Annotated in this window: 14 protein-coding genes; 7 read left to right on the plus strand and 7 right to left on the minus strand. The window is 71.3% G+C overall.

The features are described 5' to 3' along the window. Positions 1-38: 38 nt before the first annotated feature. A complete protein-coding gene (locus ACF08M_RS09695) occupies positions 39-731 on the minus strand; it encodes a demethylmenaquinone methyltransferase (protein ID WP_392184670.1) in 693 nt (230 codons plus the stop codon). A gap of 135 nt (positions 732-866) precedes the next feature. Here ACF08M_RS09695 and ACF08M_RS09700 point away from each other — a divergent pair, with 135 nt between their 5' ends. Next, positions 867-1,643, plus strand: coding sequence for a DUF3152 domain-containing protein (locus tag ACF08M_RS09700; protein ID WP_392184671.1), 777 nt, complete (start codon positions 867-869; stop codon positions 1,641-1,643). A 47-nt stretch (positions 1,644-1,690) separates the two neighbouring features. Here the strand turns inward: ACF08M_RS09700 and ACF08M_RS09705 are convergent, their stop codons facing one another. The 4 genes from ACF08M_RS09705 to ACF08M_RS09720 form a co-directional block, all read right to left on the minus strand. Next, a complete protein-coding gene (locus ACF08M_RS09705) occupies positions 1,691-2,317 on the minus strand; it encodes a hypothetical protein (protein WP_392184672.1) in 627 nt (208 codons plus the stop codon). Positions 2,318-2,324: 7 nt separating this feature from the next. Then, on the minus strand, positions 2,325-3,524 hold the full coding sequence (gene mqnC / locus ACF08M_RS09710; protein ID WP_392184673.1) for a cyclic dehypoxanthinyl futalosine synthase: 1,200 nt from the start codon (positions 3,522-3,524) through the stop codon (positions 2,325-2,327). Between the two features lie 72 nt (positions 3,525-3,596). Beyond that, the gene (locus ACF08M_RS09715) at positions 3,597-5,501 is read right to left on the minus strand and encodes a serine/threonine-protein kinase (protein ID WP_392184674.1); all 1,905 of its coding nucleotides are present in this window, start codon (positions 5,499-5,501) and stop codon (positions 3,597-3,599) included. 452 nt (positions 5,502-5,953) lie between these two features. Beyond that, positions 5,954-6,832 carry a menaquinone biosynthetic enzyme MqnA/MqnD family protein gene (locus tag ACF08M_RS09720; protein ID WP_392184675.1) on the minus strand — a complete coding sequence of 293 codons (879 nt, stop codon included), beginning with the start codon at positions 6,830-6,832 and terminating at the stop codon, positions 5,954-5,956. Positions 6,833-7,209: 377 nt separating this feature from the next. On the opposite strand from ACF08M_RS09720, the gene ACF08M_RS09725 reads away from it, so the two are divergent. Then, entirely contained in the window at positions 7,210-7,413 is a 204-nt protein-coding gene (locus tag ACF08M_RS09725) for a cold-shock protein (RefSeq protein ID WP_003967102.1), read from the plus strand. A gap of 175 nt (positions 7,414-7,588) precedes the next feature. After that, complete coding sequence (locus ACF08M_RS09730) at positions 7,589-8,416, plus strand: MerR family transcriptional regulator (RefSeq protein WP_392184676.1); 828 nt, start codon at positions 7,589-7,591, stop codon at positions 8,414-8,416. 229 nt (positions 8,417-8,645) lie between these two features. Here the strand turns inward: ACF08M_RS09730 and ACF08M_RS09735 are convergent, their stop codons facing one another. Further along, positions 8,646-9,878: an amidohydrolase family protein gene (locus ACF08M_RS09735; RefSeq protein WP_392184677.1), complete on the minus strand. Its 1,233-nt coding sequence runs from the start codon at positions 9,876-9,878 to the stop codon at positions 8,646-8,648. A 263-nt stretch (positions 9,879-10,141) separates the two neighbouring features. On the opposite strand from ACF08M_RS09735, the gene ACF08M_RS09740 reads away from it, so the two are divergent. Together ACF08M_RS09740 and ACF08M_RS09745 are read left to right on the plus strand one after the other, a co-directional pair. Then, on the plus strand, positions 10,142-13,102 hold the full coding sequence (locus ACF08M_RS09740; protein WP_392184678.1) for a BTAD domain-containing putative transcriptional regulator: 2,961 nt from the start codon (positions 10,142-10,144) through the stop codon (positions 13,100-13,102). Between the two features lie 220 nt (positions 13,103-13,322). Continuing rightward, positions 13,323-13,535 carry a hypothetical protein gene (locus ACF08M_RS09745; protein ID WP_392184679.1) on the plus strand — a complete coding sequence of 71 codons (213 nt, stop codon included), beginning with the start codon at positions 13,323-13,325 and terminating at the stop codon, positions 13,533-13,535. 165 nt (positions 13,536-13,700) lie between these two features. Here the strand turns inward: ACF08M_RS09745 and ACF08M_RS09750 are convergent, their stop codons facing one another. Next, positions 13,701-15,260, minus strand: a complete 1,560-nt coding sequence (locus tag ACF08M_RS09750) for a FadD3 family acyl-CoA ligase (RefSeq protein WP_392184680.1) — start codon at positions 15,258-15,260, stop codon at positions 13,701-13,703. A 92-nt stretch (positions 15,261-15,352) separates the two neighbouring features. On the opposite strand from ACF08M_RS09750, the gene ACF08M_RS09755 reads away from it, so the two are divergent. Both ACF08M_RS09755 and ACF08M_RS09760 read left to right on the plus strand, forming a co-directional pair. Continuing rightward, positions 15,353-16,501 (plus strand): lipid-transfer protein, encoded by a 1,149-nt coding sequence (locus ACF08M_RS09755; RefSeq protein ID WP_392184811.1) that lies wholly within the window; start codon positions 15,353-15,355, stop codon positions 16,499-16,501. 9 nt (positions 16,502-16,510) lie between these two features. Continuing rightward, positions 16,511-16,954 carry a Zn-ribbon domain-containing OB-fold protein gene (locus ACF08M_RS09760; protein WP_392184681.1) on the plus strand — a complete coding sequence of 148 codons (444 nt, stop codon included), beginning with the start codon at positions 16,511-16,513 and terminating at the stop codon, positions 16,952-16,954. The last annotated feature ends 6 nt before the right edge of the window (positions 16,955-16,960 follow it).

Raw genomic sequence — 16,960 nt, forward strand, 5'->3', positions numbered from 1 at the left:
CCCGGTTCCCGTCGACCGGGGAGTCAGGGAGCGCTGCTTCAGGGACGTACGCCCCGGTGCAGCGCCACCACGCCGCCGGTGAGGTTGCGCCAGGCGACCTTCGACCAGCCGGCCCGCTGGAGCTTCGCCGCGAGCCCGGCCTGGTCGGGCCAGGCGCGGATCGATTCGGCGAGATAGACGTACGCGTCCGGGTTGGACGACACCGCGCGCGCGACCGGCGGCAGGGCCCGCATCAGGTACTCGGTGTACACCGTGCGGAAGGGTGTCCACGTCGGGTGCGAGAACTCGCAGATCACCACCCGGCCGCCCGGCTTGGTCACCCGGTACAGCTCGCGCAGCGCCGCGTCCGTGTCCTGGACATTGCGCAGCCCGAAGGAGATCGTCACCGCGTCGAAGGTCTCGTCGCGGAACGGCAGCCGGGTGGCGTCGCCCGCGGTGAAGGGCAGCCAGGAATTGCGCTTCTTGCCCTCCTGCAGCATGCCGAGGGAGAAGTCGCAGGGCACGACGTACGCGCCCGTCGCGGCGAAGGGCAGCGACGACGTCGCCGTGCCCGCGGCCAGATCGAGAACCTTCTCCGCAGGGCGGGCGTGCACCGCCTTCGCGACCTCCTTGCGCCACAGCCGGGCCTGGCCGAGCGACAGCACATCGTTGGTGAGGTCGTAGTTCGCCGCCACGTCGTCGAACATCGAGGCGACTTCGTGCGGCTGCTTGTCCAGGGAGGCTCGGGTCACCCACCCATTCAAGCAGCCCGGTCCGCGGTGCTTCGCGCCGGTCGTGACTCGCGCCCGGACGGATGAAACCGATCGGGTCCACCAGCAGTCAGTACAAGGGGGAGCACAGAGCCATCAGGAACCAGGGGGGACCAGATGTCCGCACAAGGTGCGCGCCGGCGGTTCCGGCCGGAGGGCGGCGGGAAACGGCTGATGGTCGCCGTTGTCGTCCCGGTGGCACTGGTCTGCGCCGCCGTCGCGCTGGCGGGGAACCGGTCGGACACCGGCGGTACCGAGAAGGCGGCCGGGCCGTCCGCGTCCGGGAGCCCGGCGGCGGGTATCGGCACATTCACCGTCGCCCGCGCGGGCGCCTCGAAGCCCTCGGGTGCCGACAAGAACGCCCCGGGCGCCGACAAGGGCAAGAGCAAGAGCAAGGACAATGCCTACCGGGTCGAGGTGGAGGACGGTTCGGGCGTCGACCCCGACCGGGCCGCCGCCGAGATCGCCCGCATCCTCGCCGCGCCGCGGGGCTGGTCGCACCATGGCGAGCACACCTTCCGCCAGGTCGCCGAAGGTCCGGCGGGACTGGTCGTACGGATCGCCACCCCCCGGACCACCGACGCCATCTGCGGGCAGAGCGGCCTCGACACCCATGGCGAGGTCAACTGCCGGGTCGGCACCGACGTCATGGTCAACCTCAAGCGCTGGCAGCAGGGATCGCCCGAATTCCACGGCCCGCTCGCCGACTACCGGGCCCTCATCATCAACCACGAGGTCGGACACTGGCTGGGTCACGGTCACGAGACCTGTCCCGGCAAGGGCCGCCCCGCCCCCGCGATGATGCAGCAGATCTACGGTCTGAAGGGGTGCGTCTCCAACGCCTGGCCGTACGACGCCGAGGGCCGCTACCTGAGCGGCCCGTCGGTACCGTGACGGCCCCGGCCTCACTGACAGCCGCGGTCTCGCTGACGGCCCCGGTCTCAGCTGAGGCGGAAGACCAGCCGTCCGCCGAGCACCGTCGCCGTGCAGCTCCCGGCGCCCGCGGTGCGCAGCGCCGCCGGGTCACGTACCGCGAACACCGCCAGATCCGCGGGTCCGCCGACGGCCAGGGCCGCCGCGAACGCGTCGGCCGGATCCGGGACGGACGCCAGCGGGTCGAGCGAGACGGGTTCGGCCGCCGGGCCCGGCGCGTGGACGCGCAGTCCCGAGCGGGCGACCGCGGTGCGTACGGCGGGGCGGGTGAAGGGGCCACGGACGGCGGTCGTGCCGTGCCGCAGCATGCGTTGCAGCCCGCGCCGGGCACTCGCGCCCCAGCGGGCGTCGTCCATGGCGAGTGCGGTGAGGGCGTCGCCGGTGAGCGGTTCGCCGCCGAGCGCGTCCGCCTCGCGCGGATCCGGGTGGTAGGCGGCCTCCAGCAGCGCCGGGGCCCCGGCGTTCAGCAGTCCCGGGGTGATCAGGCCGGACCACCGCCGGATCCGGGCCCGCGGAAGGTCGGCGATCAGCCCCGCGTACGCGCCGACGGCGACGACCACGCCGCCGTCCACGGCCACGGAGTCCACCCCGTCCGGGGCTCCGTGCACCGCGTCGGCGGTGTGAATCGTCAGCACCGGCGGGCTAGTTGGCGTCGAGGAGCTTCAGCTCCGGGTGTGCCGTGCCGCCCTCGATCGCGGTGGACGAGATGTGCGAGACCACTCGCTCGTCGACCGGGTCGTTCGCCGGGTCGTCGTGCACGACGAGGTGCTCGTACGTCGTGGCGCGCTGCGCCGGGACCCGGCCCGCCTTGCGGATGAGGTCGATGATTTCGAGGCGGTTGGAGCGGTGCCTGGCACCGGCCGAGGAGACGACGTTCTCCTCCAGCATGATCGAGCCGAGGTCGTCGGCGCCGTAGTGCAGGGACAGCTGGCCGACCTCCTTGCCGGTGGTCAGCCAGGAACCCTGGATGTGCGCGACGTTGTCCAGGAAGATCCGGGCGATGGCGATCATCCGCAGGTACTCGAAGAGCGTGGCCTGCGTCCGGCCCTTCAGCTTGTTGTTCTCGGGCTGGTACGTGTACGGGATGAAGGCGCGGAAGCCGCCCGTCCGGTCCTGTGCGTCGCGGATCATCCGCAGGTGCTCGATGCGCTCGGCGTTGGTCTCGCCGGTGCCCATCAGCATGGTGGAGGTGGACTCGACACCGAGGCGGTGCGCTGCCTCCATGATCTCCAGCCAGCGCTCCCCGGACTCCTTGAGCGGGGCGATCGCCTGGCGCGGCCGGGCCGGGAGCAGCTCGGCGCCCGCGCCCGCGAAGGAGTCGAGACCGGCGGCGTGGATGCGCTGGATGGCTTCCTCCACGGAGACCCCGGAGATCCGGGCCATGTGCTCGACCTCGGAGGCGCCCAGCGAGTGGATGACCAGCTGCGGGTACGCCTTCTTGATGGCGGAGAAGTGCTCCTCGTAGTACTCGACGCCGTAGTCCGGGTGGTGTCCGCCCTGGAACATGATCTGCGTGCCGCCGAGTTCGACGGTCTCCGCGCAACGGCGCAGGATGTCGTCGAGATCGCGGGTCCAGCCCTTGGCGGTGTCCTTGGGCGCGGCGTAGAAGGCGCAGAACTTGCAGGCCGTGACGCACACGTTCGTGTAGTTGATGTTGCGCTCGATGATGTACGTCGCGATGTGCTCCGTACCGGCGTAACGGCGTCGGCGTACGGCGTCGGCGGCCGCGCCCAGCGCGTGCAGCGGCGCCGACCGGTAGAGGTCGAGCGCCTCCTCCGGAGTGATCCGACCGCCCTCGGCGGCTCGGTCGAGGATGGGCTGAAGGTCGGCCTTCTCGGTCACCGGGCTGTCACCTTTCGGCGGTTTTTCAACGGATCTACGGACCGGTTCACCCTACGCCAGCCCCTGTCGGCGTCAGCTGCCGGACCGGCTGAGCGTCCCGTACGGGAGCCCCCCCGCCCTCTCCTCGGACCGGAAGCCGAGGGTCCCGTCGGCGGCCCGTGTGAAGTGGACATCGGCGGTGGTGGACGTGCAGAGGGTCGGGTCGCCGGGGCGCGTGGGATCGGCTCGTTCCCGGAGCGTCAGTTCCTTCTCCGTGCCGGAGGAGAGGCGGGCGACGCTGTTGCAGCGGACGGTCAGTCCGAGAGCGGAGACCTCCGTGGTCATACGGACCACGTCCGCGCCCTTCTTCCCGGCGGTGAACACGGCGGTGAGCGTGCCGTGTGACTGCCCGTTGGTCTTCTCGGTGAGCGGGCCCTTCCAGGTACCGATGAACTCCTTCGGGACCTCGGTGACCTGGCCCGCGCCATCGGCGCCACCCGTGCCCGAACCGGTGGGCAGCGAGGGTTTCGCGGAGGGTGTGGTGGCCGTCGGGGTGTTGCTGACAGCGCCGCCCTCGGCGTTGTTCCGGTCACCGCCGCCCGGCATCAGGTCGAAGAGGAACGCGCTGCCCACGGTCACGGCGGCGAGCGCGCCCGCCACGGCGAGGGCGACGGTGCAGCTCAGCCGTCGGCCGCGGTGTGCATCGGGGCGGTCCGGGCCGGAGTCCGCGCCGACGGTGACGGAGAAACGGGCGTCCGGTGTCCGCTGCCCGGACGACCCGGACGACCCGGCGGGCCCGGATGATCCCGACGGCCCGGATGATCCCGACGGCCCGGATGATCCCGACGGCCCGGATGATCCCGACGGCCCGGCCGCGCCGGCCGTCCCGGCGCTCGCGGGCCAGGAGGGCGGCGCGTCCGGCCGGGGCGGCCGGGCCGGTCCGTGCGACGGGGACGACTCGAACGGCGGGCCGAACCCACCGCCCGCTCCACCCGCGCCGCCCGCGCCGTCCGGGCCGTTCCCGCCCTCCGCACCGTGGGCGCCGCCGGCGCCCCACGCCGCACCGCTGAACGGCACCGGCCCCGACTGCACCGGCGCGTCCTGCGGCTCCAGGTCCAGCAGCGCGACCGCGGCCCGGCTGACCTCGCGCACCAGGGGGCCGGGCAGCCAGCCCGCCGCCACCAGCGTGGCCGCTCCGCCCGGTGCCAGCCGCCGGGCGAGCTCCGTCGGGGTCGGCCGGTCCTCCGGATCCTTCTCCAGGCATCCGGTGACGATCTCCCGCAGCTCCCCGTCCAGCTCTCCCAGCTCGGGCTCCTCGTGCACCACCTTGTAGAGCAGCACGGCCGAGGAGTCGCCGAGGAAGGGGGCGGCACCGGTCGCCGCGTACGCGAGCACCGCGCCGAGCGAGAAGACGTCGGCCGCACCCGAGATCTCCACGCCCCGGATCTGCTCCGGTGCCATGTATCCGGGCGAGCCGACCGAGACCCCGGTGGAGGTGAGCGAGGCGGTGGCACCGATGGCGTGGGCGATGCCGAAGTCGATGAGCCGGGGGCCGTCGAGGGCGAGCAGCACGTTGGACGGCTTCACATCACGGTGGATGAGGTCCTGGGCGTGCACCGCCGCGAGGGCCTCCCCCAGTCCGGCGCCCAGCGTCCGCACCGCGTGCTCGGGCAGCGGCCCGTGCTCGGCGACCGCGGCGGAGAGCGGCGGCCCGGCCACGTAGCCGGTGGCGACCCACGGAATGGGCGCGTCCGGGTCGGCGTCCAGGACCGGCGCCGTCCACTGCGCCCCGATCCGCCGGGCCGCGTCCACTTCGCGCCGGAAGCGGGCCCGGAACTGCTCGTCGAGGGCGAAGTGGGGGTGCACGACCTTGACCGCGACCGTGCGACCGCCCGCGCTGCGCCCCAGATAGACCCGGCCCATGCCGCCCGCACCGAGCCTGCCGAGCAATCGGTAGGCACCGATGGTCAGCGGTTCGCCGGCTTCCAGCGGCTGCATATGTGGACTCCCCCTGTGGACCGGCCGGACCTCCGACCGAAGCCTAGGCGGCGAAGGTCATCGGGGCACAGGGGAAACCATCCGCCGATTTCACCCCCAAGGGAACGAACAACGGCTTTCGATCCAACAAAAGGCGTGAATGCGTCGTTCACTCGAGCGATTCCGGTACACGACCAGGACTCACCCCGGACACCATCCGGGAATCGACTATTCGGTGCGTATTAACCCGAATCGATTCGATAGCCGGGCCGGGAGAAGGAGCGGAGAAGAGCCGGAGAAGAACCGGAGAAGACCGGCGAAGGAGTAAGGGCCGGGAGAAGGGGCGGGAAGCGGTATCCGACCGGAGGTACGGAATTCACCTATATTCCGGCTCCCGGCCCATTCCGGTGTCCGGCACACCCAGCACCCGTCCCGCCCCGCCCCACCTTGTCCCGCCCCGCCCCGCCGTCCGGTCAGCCGCCGAGCAGCTCGACCTTCACGTCCGCCGGGAAGCCGGTCGTCGGACCGACCCGGCGCGCGAACTCCTGTACGCCCGCCAGCTGGTCCGGGCCGAAGCGGAAGTCCAGGGTCGTGAAGTACCGCTCCAGCACCTCCGCGTCGAAGGCCTCCCAGCGCGCCGCCTGCTCCGCGACCTTGGTGACCTCCTCCAGGGAGACGTCCCGCGAGGCCAGGAAGGCTTCGTGCACCTTGCTCACATGGTGGGGCTCGGCCGCCAGGTAGTCCTTACGGGCCGCCCAGACCGCGAAGACGAACGGCAGTCCCGTCCAGTCCTTCCACATCTGGCCCAGGTCGTGGACCTGGAGGCCGAGCCGGGGCGCGTCGTGCAGGTTGGCGCGCAGCGCGGCGTCGCCGATCAGCACGGCGGCGTCCGCCTCCTGCATCATCACGCCGAGATCCGGCGGGCAGGCGTAGTAGTCCGGGCTGACCCCGTACCGCTCGGCGAGCAGCAGCTGGGCCAGGCGCACGGAGGTGCGCGAGGTGGAGCCGAGGGCGACCCGGGCCCGGTCCAGCTGCTCCAGCGGTACCTGCGACACGATCACGCACGACATGACGGGCCCGTCGCAGCCCACCGCGATGTCCGGGAAGGCGACCAGGTCGTCGGCGTTGCGGAGGAACTCGACCAGCGTGACGGGGCCGATGTCCAGATCCCCCCTGACCAGCTGCTCGCTGAGCTTCTCCGGGGTGTCCTTCGAGAGCTCCAGGTCGAGCAGGGTTCCGGTCCTCGCCAGTCCCCAGTACAGGGGGAGGCAGTTCAGGAACTGGATGTGGCCGACGCGCGGCCTGCTGCGACGGCCGTCGTCTGCGACGGTTGAGACGGTTGAATTGTCCACATCGGGAGGCTAGACCCGCGGTGTCGTGCGGACGGCACCGGGTACGCGCGGCGTTGCCCCCGCACCATCCCCGCACCATCCCCCGGCGTGTCCACCGAACCCTTGCCGTACCCCTCGAAGCCACCCTCCTGACGCCTTCACGACACCCTCCGGGACACCCACTTCGTCAGGTCATCGCCACGGCAATCAAACATCCGGGTGAAGTGATCTTTCCCTCTACCCTTCCCTACACGCTGCGTGCTAGGCTCGACGCAAGTTGCAGTTTGGTTTCCCTTGCAGTACAGAGCCTGCGGAGCATGTAACCCGCAGGCTTTTGTAGTTTTCAGACTTGTTTGCAGGTTCTGGAGCAGGGCAACCCTTTGGCCCAAGGAGGGCTTATGGCTACCGGAACCGTCAAGTGGTTCAACGCTGAAAAGGGCTTCGGCTTCATCGCCCAGGACGGCGGCGGCCCGGATGTCTTCGTTCACTACTCCGCGATCAACGCGTCCGGGTTCCGCTCCCTCGAGGAGAACCAGGTCGTTAACTTCGACGTCACTCAGGGACCCAAGGGTCCGCAGGCTGAGAACGTCACCCCGGCCTAGTTGCCCGGGTCGGCCGATCGCGGCCGGCTAGCAGTACCCAAGGAGCCCCGCTCCTCCGCTTCGGCGGGGAACGGGGCTCCTGCCTTTTCCACAAGGCGGACACCGGGGCGCTTCGGCGTCACGACACCGCGGCGCTTGACCTTGACACCGTGTGAACCAGTGCAGTGGAGCCATCATGTTCACCATCGGAGACTTCGCCCGGTACGGACGGGTGTCGGCCCGCATGCTGCGCCACTACGACGCCATCGGGCTCCTGCACCCCGACCGCACCGACCCTGCCACCGGTTACCGCTTCTACGGCGCCGCCCAGCTCGCCCGCCTCAACCGCATCATCGCCCTCAAGGACCTCGGCTTCACGCTCCAGCAGGTGCGGGCCGTCCTCGACGAGCAGGTGGGGACGGAGGAACTGCGCGGGATGCTGCGGCTGCGGCGGGCGGAGCTGGAGGAGGCCATGGCGGCGGCAGCCGCGCGGCTGGCGCAGGTCGAGGCGAGGCTCCGGTCGATCGAGAGCGAGGGACATATGTCTGCGGACGATGTAGTGGTCAAGAAGGTCGCGGCGGTACGGATCGCCGAGTTGACCGGCACCGCGGCGAGCTTTGAACCGGAGGACATCGCTCCGGTGATCGGGCCGCTGTACGACCGGCTCCTCCCGCTGCTGGGCGCGGCGGGCGTCAGCCCGAGCGGCCCCGGGATCGCGCATTACGAGGATGCCCCGGAGGGCGGCGGCGCGGTCGTCGTCCACGCCGGGATGACGGTCTCCGCCCCGCTCGGCCCGCTCGGGGACACCGGGATCACGGTGGTCGAGCTGCCCCCGTTCGAGGCGGCGACCGCGGTGCACCGGGGGTCGATGGACGGCGTGCTGCCGACGGCCCAGGCCCTGGCCCGCTGGATCGACGTCAACGGCTACCGGTCGACGGGGTACGCCCGCGAGATCAGCCTGGAGTGCCCCGAGGACCGGGACGAGTGGGTGACGGAACTCCAGGAGCCGGTCACCAGGGTCTGACCCTTCCGAGGTCCCGCGGGCCGGACAGGAAGGCTTCGTGCACCTTGCTCACAGGGTGGGGCCCGGCCGCCGGAAGGAACGTGACACCTCGGCCTCCGGGTGCCACGTTCTTCCGCACCCCGCCTCCACCTCCGGCCGGCCGGGGCCGAGGAGCACCCACCGAAGGAACGTGGCGCCCCGGCCTCCGGGGGTCACGTTCCTTCGCACCCCCTCCCCTATTCGCCCTCCCCTATCGCCCTCCCCCGGGCCCCGCCCACAGCCCGTCATCCGTCAGCCCCAGCAGGTCGATCGCGTTGCGGCGCACGATCCGGTCCACGACATCGGCGGCCAGATGCCCCATCTGCGCCTCACCGACCTCGCGCGACTTGGGCCAGGTGGAGTCGGAGTGCGGGTAGTCCGTCTCGTACAGGACGTTCCCGACACCGATCGCGTCCAGATTCCGCAGCCCGAAGGCGTCGTCGAAGAAGCAGCCGAAGACATGCTCGGCGAACAGCTCGGACGGCGGGCGGTGGACCTTGTCGGCGACGCCGCCCCAGGCCCGGTTCTCCTCCCAGACCACGTCGGCGCGTTCCAGGATGTACGGAATCCAGCCGATCTGCCCCTCCGCGTACATGATCCGGAGGTTCGGGAAGCGTTCGAACTTGCCGCTCATCAGCCAGTCGACCATGGAGAAGCAGCAGTTGGCGAAGGTGATGGTGGACCCGACGGCGGGCGGGGCGTCGGCCGACGTGGACGGCATCTTCGAGGACGAGCCGATGTGCATCGCGATCACCGTGCCCGTCTCGTCACAGGCCCGCAGGAACGGGTCCCACTCGTCCGTGTGAATCGACGGCAGCCCGAGATGCGGGGGTATTTCGGAGAACGCCACCGCGCGCACCCCGCGCGCCGCGTTCCGCCGGACCTCGTCCGCGGCCAGCCGGGCGTCCCAGAGCGGGATCAGGGTGAGCGGGATGAGCCGGCCCCGCGCCTGAGGACCGCACCACTCCTCCACCATCCAGTCGTTGTACGCCCGCACCCCGAGCAGCCCCAGCTCGCGGTCCTTCGCTTCGGTGAAGGTCTGGCCGCAGAAGCGCGGGAAGGTGGGGAAGCAGAGGGCGGACTGGACGTGGTTGACGTCCATGTCGGCGAGCCGGTCGGGGACCGAGAACGAACCCGGGCGCATCTGCTCGTACGTGATGACCTCAAGTCTGATCTCGTCCCGGTCGTAGCCGACCGCGGTGTCGAGCCGGGTGAGCGGGCGGTGCAGATCCTCGTACACCCACCAGTCGCCGACCGGACCGTCGTCACCCTTCACACCCATCACGGGTGCGAACTTTCCACCCATGAAGGTCATTTCCTTGAGCGGTGCGCGAACGATCCGCGGGCCGCGGTCGAGGTACTTGGACGGGAGCCGGTCCCGCCAGACATGAGCGGGCTCCACCGTGTGGTCGTCCACCGAGATGATCTTCGGGAAGGTCTCCATGCCTTCCACGGTAGCGTTGATCTGACGAACCGTCAGCTATCCGTACCGGCCCCCGTTCCGCAATCGTTGTCGAGGGCTTGTGCAGAGCGTCACCCACTGCTGACGTTCCCGCCCCTGACAAGGCAGACTGTTGAGCGCGATACCAGCGGTACCGAGCAATCCGGATCCACCCGCACCGGACCGGCACATGAGCGGGCATTCCGAAACAGACAGCACCAGCACGATCGGCAGGACCGGCGGGGCGAGCAGGGCAGGGGGCAGCAATGGACCGTGACGACGGGCCGCGCATGCATGTTCCGGAGCAGCGCGCTCCGGGGCAGCGACCGGCCGACGGCACCGGCCTGCGCTTTTCCGTGCTCGGCCCGGTACGGGCCTGGCGGGGCGGCGAGACGCTGCCGTCCGGTTCGCCGCAGCAGCGCGCCCTGCTGACCGCGCTGCTCCTGCGCGGCGGACGCACCGCCACCGCCTCCGAACTCATCGACGCCATCTGGGGCGAGGACCCGCCCTCGCAGGCACTCGCCGCGGTACGCACGTACGCCTCCCGGCTCCGGAAGGTCCTCGACCCGCAGACGCTGGTCAGCGACGCCGGCGGGTACGCGATCCGGACCAGACGCGACGCCCTCGACCTGACCACCGCCCAGGAGCTGGCGGCGGAGGCGGAGAAGGCCCGGGCCGGCGGCGACCGCGGCCAGGCCCGCACCCTCTTCAACGAGGCACTCGGCCTGTGGGACGGCGAGGCCCTGGCCTCCGTGCCCGGCCCGTACGCCGAGAACCAGCGCACCCGGCTGGAGGAATGGCGGCTCCAGCTCATCGAGACCCGCCTGGACCTGGACCTGGAGGTCGGCTGCCACGCGGAGGCGGTCTCCGAACTGACCGCGCTCACCGCCGCGCACCCGCTGCGCGAACGGCTGCGCGAACTCCTCATGGTCGCCCTGTACCGCAGCGGCCGCCAGGCGGAGGCGCTCGCGGTGTACGCGGACACCCGCCGGCTGCTCGCCGACGAACTGGGCGTCGACCCGCGCCCCGAACTCTCCCAGCTCCAGCAGCGCATCCTGCAGGCCGACGAGGAGCTGGCCCGCCCGGCCGACGAACCGGCCCCGGCCCCCGCACCGCTGCGCCCCGCCCAGCTCCCGGCCACCGTCCCGGACTTCACCGGCCGCGCCTCCTTCGTACGCGATCTGGGCGACCGGCTGGCGACCGCCGAGGGTTCGGTCATGGCCGTCTCGGCGCTGGCCGGCATCGGCGGCGTCGGCAAGACGACCCTCGCCGTGCACGTGGCCCACCAGGCGCGCCAGCACTTCCCGGACGGCCAGCTGTACGTGGACCTCCAGGGCGCCGGCGCACGGGCGGCGGAGCCGGAGACGGTGCTCGGCGCGTTCCTGCGCGCCCTGGGCACGGCGGACTCGGCGATCCCCGACTCGCTGGACGAACGCGCCGCGCTCTACCGCTCCACCCTCGACGGCCGCCGCGTCCTGGTCCTCCTCGACAACGCCCACGACGCGGCCCAGATCCGCCCCCTCCTCCCCGGCACCGCGGGCTGCGCGGCCCTGGTCACCAGCCGCGTCCGGATGGTCGACCTGGCCGGCGCCCATCTGGTCGACCTGGACGTGATGTCGCCGGAGGAGGCACTCCAGCTGTTCACCCGCATCGCGGGCGAGGAGCGCATCAACTCCGAGCGCGAGGCCGCCCTGGACGTGGTCGCCGCCTGCGGCTTCCTCCCGCTGGCCATCCGCATCGCCGCCTCCCGCCTGTCGGCCCGCCGCACCTGGACGGTTTCCGTCCTGGCCGCCAAACTCGCCGACGAACGCCGCCGCCTGGACGAACTCCAGGCCGGCGACCTCGCGGTGAAGGCCACCTTCGAACTCGGCTACGGCCAGCTGGAGCCAGCCCAGGCCCGCGCCTTCCGCCTGCTGGGCCTGGCGGACGGCCCCGACATCTCCCTGGACGCGGCGGCGGCCCTGCTCAACCTGGAGGCCCACACGGCGGAGGACCTGCTGGAGGCCCTGGTCGACACCAGCCTCCTGGAGTCGGCCGCCCCGGGCCGCTACCGCTATCACGACCTGGTGCGCCTCTACGCGCGTTCCTGCGCGGAACGGGACGAACAGTCGCCGCAGGAGCGCGAGTCGGCGCTGTCACGGCTGCTGGACTTCTACCTGGCGACGGCGGCGGGGGTGTACGCGCTGGAGCGGCCGGGGGACCGCGCTGTCGCCCACCTGGTGGCCACCGAGTACCCGGGGCTCGTGTTCACCGACGGGCACGAAGCGGTGGACTGGCTGTATGTCGAGGCCGATTCGCTGCTGGCCTGCGCCCATCAGAGCGCTTCGCGCGGGATGCTGCGGCGGGCCGTCGATCTGCTGTGCGCAGCCAAGGACCTGGCGGAGTCGGGGGCGAACTCACGTCAGTACGAGACCACGGGCGCGGCCCTGCGCGACGCGGCGAAGGCCGCCGACGACCCTCGCTCCGAGGCACGGGCCCGCGCCTCGCTGTCGACCGTCTACCTCGTCTCCGGCCGTTTCGCCCTGGCCGACGAGGAAGCCCTGCACGCGATGGCACTGGCGAAGAGCACCAAGGACCCGATCCCGGCGTGCTGGGCGCCCAACGACCGCGGCATCATCGCGTTCTACCAGGGCCGGCACGCGGAGGGCGAGAAATTCCTCCAGGAAGCCATAGACAATTACCGCGCGGACGGAAACCTGGTCGGTGAGGCGTCGGCGCTGTGCAACCTCTCGCGCATCCACGTGAACATGAACCGCACGGCGAGCGCGGTCGAGCTCGCCCAGCGGGGCACAGCCATCTTCGACGAGACGGGGCTGAGCCTGCGCACGGCCAACGGCCGTTTCGCGCTGGGCATCGCGCTCACCCAGGCCGGAAGGCCGGTCGAGGCCCTGAAGGAACTCGACGAAGCACTGCACGTGTTCCAGGGGAACCGGCAACGGCTCTGGGAGGGTTCGACCCACTACCGCATGGCAGAGGCGCATCTGGCCGACAGGCGCCCCGCGCAGGCGGCTCAGCACGCGGAACAGGCGCTGGCCCTGCGGGTCATCGGAGGCGAATGGATGCGGGGCAACGTCCTGATTACTTTGGGACACGCGCTCGAACGCCTCGGCCAGATCGACCGGGCCCATGCATGCTGGACCGAGGCACTGGCCATCCACGAACAGTTCGGAGCCGCCGAGGCGGACGAGGTACGGGCCCTGCTCACCCCGGTCAGCACTACTGCCTGAGCCACCGCCACCGGCACGGAACCGTCGGCGTTCATCGAACGTTTATCGCCACTCGTCACTCTTTAACCCATCGATCCGTCGCGTCGGGGGGCAGACGGGTTGCACGGGGGGCCACACCGCTAGGGTGAGCGGCCCTGATACGCCCGTCCGGCGGCCCACGGGGGAGTCGCCGGACGGGCACCGCCGACCGAGCAAGCAAGATCTCTGGGAGTTGACAGGCATGAGCGACGCACTGAAGCCCAAGACCGGTGCCGCGACTACGCAGGAGAACCACGCCGGCAGCCCGAGCAAGGGTGACGGCACCATCAAGCCGCTGGAGAACCACGCGGGCCTCGTGAGCGACGACATCACGACTCTGGAGAACCACGCCGGCAGCACGCCGAAGAACCTTCTCAAGACGCAGGAGAACCACGCGGGCTCCGAGAAGGCCTAGAGGTTTCCGTTCGGATCGGGCCGGACCTCGCGAGCCCGGCGTGATCCGAACGAGAGGCCCGAGGTCGTAAAAGCCTCACTGGGCGGGGGGAGCGGCCGCGGCGGCGCGGAGGGGGAGCCGTCGCGGCCGCCGCATGTCCGCGGAGCCCCGGGGCGGCCCGGCCCGTCAGGACTCCCGCCCCCGCAGCTCCCCCTTCAGTACCTTGCCGCTCGCGTTGCGCGGCAGCACGGGCAGGAACTCCACCGCCCGCGGGACCTTGTAGTTCGCCATTTCCCGCCTCGACCAGGCGATCAGGTCGTCGGCCGTCGCCGTCGCGCCGGGCCTGCGGACCACGTACGCCTTGCCGACCTCGCCCAGGCGGGGGTCCGGGACACCGATCACCGCCACGTCGGCGACGTCCGGGTGCAGGCCGAGGAGCTGCTCGATCTCGGCGGGGTAGGCGTTGAAGCCGCCGACGATGAACATGTCCTTGATCCGGTCGGTGATCCGGAGGTTGCCGTTCTCGTCGAGGACGCCCACGTCACCCGTGTGCAGCCAGCCGTCGGAGCTGATCGTCGCGGCCGTGGTCTCCGGGTCCTCGAAGTAGCCCCGCATCACGTGGAAGCCGCGGACCAGGACCTCGCCCGGGGTGCCGGGGTCGGCCAGGACGCGGATCTCCGTCCCGGGGATCGCCCGGCCCGATGTCGAGGCGATCGTCGCGGCCGGGTCGCCGCGCCGGCACATGGTGACGATGCCGCTCGCCTCGGAGAGGCCGTACGCGGTGAGGACCGTCGCTATGGAGAGCTCGGTGCGCAGGCGTTCCACCAGGCGCAGTGGGACCACCGCCGCGCCCGTCACGACCAGACGGAGGGCGGAGAGGTCGTGGGCGTCCCGGGCCGGGTGGTCCAGGAGGGACTGGTGGAGGGTGGGCGGGCCCGGCAGGACCGAGATGCGTTCGGCGGCGATGTTCGCCAGGACCGTGTCCACGTTGAACACCGGCTGCGGAACCATCGTGGCGCCCCGCATCAGGCACGCGATGATGCCCGCCTTGTAGCCGAAGGTGTGGAAGAAGGGGTTCACGATCAGATAGCGGTCGCCCTCGCGCAGATCCGCCAGCTCGCTCCAGATCGCGTAGCAGCGCAGGGTCTGGGCGTGGGTGATGACGGCCCCCTTGGGCCGGCCGGTGGTGCCCGAGGTGTAGATGATGTCGGAGGGGTCGGTGGGGGCGATGGCGTCGGCCCGGGACCGGACCGCCGCGCCGGACACCCCCTCCCCCGCCGCCAGGAAGTCCTTCCAGGTCACGTAGTCGTCGGGGGCGCTGTCCGCCAGCACCACCACCCGTTCCAGGTGCGGGAGCCGTACGTCGGCCCGGCGCAGGGACGCCACGTACGACGTGCCGAGGAAGGTACCCGTGATGAAGAGGAGTTTCGCCCGGCTGCGTTGCAGGACGTACGCCGCTTCCGTGCCCTTGAAGCGGGTGTTGAGGGGGACGAGGACCGCACCGGCCGTGACGGCACCCAGTGCGGAGACGATCCAGTCCAGGGTGTTCGGGGCCCAGACCGCGACCCGGTCCCCCGGCTCGACGCCCGAGGCCAGGCAGGCGGCGGCGGCCCGTTCGACGCGGTCGCCGAGTTCGGTGTACGAGATCCGGGTCCGGCCCTCGACGACCGCCTCCCGGTCCCCGTACCGCCGCGCCGCCGCCCGGATCAGCTCCGGGATGCTGCCCCACTCCTCGTCGCCGCGCATCGGTCGCCCTCTCTGACGCAGTAGCTGACTATCCGTCAGATTAGCTGTAGCCTCAGCCGCTGTCAGCAGTCATGACGGTCTCGGAGGTGGCGGTGGCGGCGCTCAAGGACGTGACAGCGATAGCCGGCATAGGGCAGACGCGCTTCGCGAAACAACTCCCCGAATCCGAGAAGACCTTGGCCTGCCGGGCCATCGTCGCGGCGCTCGACGACGCGGGCATCGCCGCCTCGGAGGTGGACGCCTTCGCCTCGTACACGATGGAGGAGACCGACGAGGTCGAGATCGCCAAGGCCATCGGGGCGGGCGATGTCACCTTCTTCAGCAAGGTGGGGTTCGGGGGCGGCGGCTCGTGCGCGACGCTCGCGCATCTCGCCGCCGCGGTGGCGACCGGACAGGCCGGCGTCGGGGTCGCCTGGCGGTCGCGGAAGCGGGGGTCGGGGCCCCGGCCCTGGAAGAACACCGCCGTGCAACTGCCCACCCCCGCCCAGTGGACCCGCCCGTACGGACTGCTGCGGCCGGCCGACGAGATCGGCATGCTGGCGCGGCGGTACATGCACGAGTACGGGGCGACCCGCGACCATCTCTTCAACGTCGCCCTCGCCTGCCGCAACCGCGCCAACCAGAACCCGGACGCGGTGATGTACGAACGGCCGCTGACCCGCGACATGTATATGACCTCCCGCTGGATCAGTGAGCCGCTCTGCCTCTTCGACAACTGCCTGGAGACGGACGGCGCGCTGGCCTGCGTCATCGTCTCCGCCGAGCGGGCCCGCGACTGCCGGCAGAAGCCGGTCTACATCCACTCCGTCGCCCAGGGGCTGCCCGCCCAGCACCACGGCATGGTCAACTACTGGAACGACGACCCGCTCGCCGGACCCGCCTGGACGGCCGCCCGGCAGCTCTGGAAGCAGGCCGACTTCGGCCCCGACGACGTGGACGTCGCCCAGATCTACGACGCGTTCACCCCGCTCGTTCCGCTCTCCCTGGAGGGCTACGGCTTCTGCGGGCGCGGCGAGGGGGCCGCGTTCACCGAGGGCGGCGCGCTGGAGAGCGGTGGGCGGCTGCCCGTCAACACCGGGGGCGGCGGACTCAGCGAGGCGTATGTGCATGGCTTCAACCTCATCAACGAGGGCGTGAAGCAGCTGCGCGGCGTCTCCACCGCCCAGGTCCCGGACGCCGCGACATGCCTGGTCACCGCCGGTGAGGGCGTGCCCACCTCCGCCGTACTGCTGAGGAGTTGAGGAGCCGACATGGATGCTGCCCTGCTGATGCCCGTCGTGGACGAGGACGGCGCCCCCTTCTGGGAGTACGCGGCCCGCGGCGAACTCCGCGTCCAGGCGTGCGCCGCCGCGGAGTGCGGACGGCTCCGCTTCCCGCCCCGGCCGTGCTGCCCGCACTGTCAGTCCTTCGCGAGCGAGTGGCGGCCGATGAGCGGGCGTGGCCGCATCTGGTCGTACGTGCTGCCGCATCCGCCGCTGCTGCCCGCGTACGCGGCGCAGGCCCCGTACAACGCCGTCGTGGTCGAGCTGGCCGACGCCCCCGGGATCCGGCTGGTGGGGAATGTGGTGAGCGGTCCACAGGCGCCGCTGGACTCGGTCGATCCGGGACGGCTGCGGATCGGGGCGCCGGTGCGGGCGGTGTTCTGCCCGGCCGGTTCCGGCGCGACACTGGTGCGCTGGCTGCTGGAGAGGTGACCGGCG

Origin of the sequence: Streptomyces sp. NPDC015032 (assembly GCF_043080425.1) — a bacterium.
Lineage (GTDB): Bacteria > Actinomycetota > Actinomycetes > Streptomycetales > Streptomycetaceae > Streptomyces.